At 35.2% G+C, this 2,411-nt stretch carries 2 protein-coding genes and 1 pseudogene; all 3 read right to left on the bottom strand.

From position 1 onward, the window contains the following. Positions 1-185, bottom strand: a pseudogene (locus AP75_RS14570) (IS982 family transposase); the annotation flags it as partial. Between the two features lie 583 nt (positions 186-768). Beyond that, complete coding sequence (locus tag AP75_RS13720; protein ID WP_143755932.1) at positions 769-2,079, bottom strand: cation:proton antiporter; 1,311 nt, start codon at positions 2,077-2,079, stop codon at positions 769-771. A 99-nt stretch (positions 2,080-2,178) separates the two neighbouring features. Next, positions 2,179-2,411, bottom strand: a 233-nt coding sequence (locus AP75_RS13715) for a transposase (RefSeq protein WP_143755930.1), incomplete at its 5' end; no start/stop codon positions are given.

Below are 2,411 nucleotides of genomic sequence, written 5' to 3'. Positions count from 1 at the left end.
TTAGAGAGGTATCTAAACAACTGATATTCTGAATCTATCGATAAATATTCTGCAGAAATATTTATTGCAATGAGTTCTAAATCAGATAATTTTGGTTTAATTGGTTTGAAATAAAAATTTTCTTTGATGGTTAATTTTCTTAATTCCTTTAAAATAAAATCGTAAATTGCATCTAGGTTATTCATAACGTATTAGATTGGTAGTCAATACAATATACGAAATTTTCGTATTATGAGTAACCTTTTTTATAATGCACTACGGGTTGAGCATCATCTTAGGCGCAATGCATGTTTAAAGAATTAAATATTTCATATTGGTTTATTGGAGGGCTTATCATTTGGGGAATTATCGCATTTTTGAGAAGGAATGGAATACTCATACCTCTAATCAATGATCATTTGACTGATCTATACAGTGTCCCTATGTTCAGTTATACGATAATGAAAATCATGAAGCTCACCTATTATCCGGATTGGAGACCGGATCTGAAGTTTTTGCTGGGAGCTGCACTTAATCTGACCATTGTATTTGAAATTATATGTCCGTTACTATCAGCAAGATATACAGCTGATTTTATAGATATTATCTGCTACTTTTCAGGTGCGCTAATATATCATTTAGTATTACAGAGAATTTATTATGTAGATTCAAAATCATTATAATTGAATTCAAGGCCATCAATACGCTAAGGATACGTTACTGCGGTCAGGAACAATATATTTTCTTAAAATGTGAGGTTTTTTTCTGTAGAACCCTGTATTACTGATCCTATGCTTCTCTTTTAAGATATTCCATGACACGCGTCGCCGTAAGGCCATGAATCAAAATTGAAAAGAGGATCGTTAAAGAAACAGCAGCCCACAATTCATCCTGATGTTCAAAATTATATTTGCTGAAAGCAAATGCAAGATAGAATATCGAACCCATCCCACGGATGCCAAAAAATCCGATCGCCAGCCTTTCTTTGTTTTTCATTTTTGAGGAACTCAATACCAGCCATCCAAAGACAGGTCTTACTATTAGCAGGAAAGTTACCGAAAACACAACCATTTTCAAAGTTATGGGTTCTAGAATACCCATTGCTAATGCTCCTCCGAAAATAATCAGTAGCAGGCAGACTAGCAGCCTTTCTATCTGATCGGTGAAAGAATGAAGTGTATCGTGATACTGGTGATCTTTCTCAAAATGCCTTAGTGTGATTGCACAGATAAAAACTGCAATAAATCCATAACCATGAACAATTTCTGTTATACCATACACTAGTAAAGTAGCAGCAACTGCCACCAGACCATCTCTGGTTCTTAGGATCTCATATTTTTTGGACACTCTGAATAACAAAATGCCAAAACCTTTGCCTGATAGAAATCCGATCACAATACCGGCAACTATTCGGTAGATAACATCAAGAGCAAACCAATCTAAAAAGCTGCTTTCTTTGCCTGTGAACATAAGACCAATAGTAATGGCAAACCAGGTAAATGGGAAAGCGACTCCGTCATTGAGTCCAGCCTCTGACGTGAGCGCAAATTTGGTCTCTGATTTCATTCCCTCATTTGGAGGTCCCACCTGTACATCCGATGCGAGGACAGGATCCGTCGGAGCAAGAACAGCACCAAGAAGTACTGCTGAAGTAAGACTGAAACCTAAAAAATAATAGCCCATTACCGCTGCTGCACCAATACACAATAACATGGTAAAACTTACAAGTTTCAACGGGGAAGACCAGGTTTTAAAAGAAAATTTTCGGTCGATCTTGATCCCAGTACCCATAAGCGAAATAATAACAATCAACTCGGTTAAATGAAGCGTCAGATTTTCATTTTTTTGAGGCATTGGGTTTGGCAGAAGATCGGGAGCCAGTAGATAAAGGGCAAACCCTGTTGCTACATAAAAAATAGAGTACGAGATGCCAGTTTTTTTTGAAATTTTGGGCATCCATGCCACACTGAAAATGGCAGAGCCGAGTATTACTAAAATAATCAGATATTGATCCATAGAGAACGTAAATTTATTATTGCTAAAAGTATTTTTTGAATTGCTGTAATATTCAGTACGTTTAGGCGAAGCTGTAATACTCAAGCGGCTTGAGGTGAAAATATCAAATATCCCGCCACGGCTTATTTTACTGTTTTTGAAATTAGAACTCCGGCAGAACAATAATTAACTCGTAGTGCATTATTAAATTAATTCAATTTTAAGTCTATTCATTTTTCTATTGAAAACAAAAACATTTACAAACTGAATGAAAGTTAATGCTGTTATTTTGCTCAATACCCTTGTTTTAAAACCGTTAAAAGATTTTGCGTAATTGTTTCTGATTTTAAATTGGTCGCAAAGTTGAGAGAATAAAGTCTCAATTCTTTTTCTGGATTTTCTGAAAATATATTTTTGTTTTTGATAATTTTTTTGGT

The sequence above is a fragment of the Kaistella haifensis DSM 19056 genome (genome assembly GCF_000735695.2).
Taxonomy (GTDB): Bacteria; Bacteroidota; Bacteroidia; order Flavobacteriales; family Weeksellaceae; genus Kaistella; species Kaistella haifensis.
The sequence above is the reverse complement of the archived record's forward strand: the minus strand, read 5'-3'. Positions and strand labels throughout refer to the sequence as shown.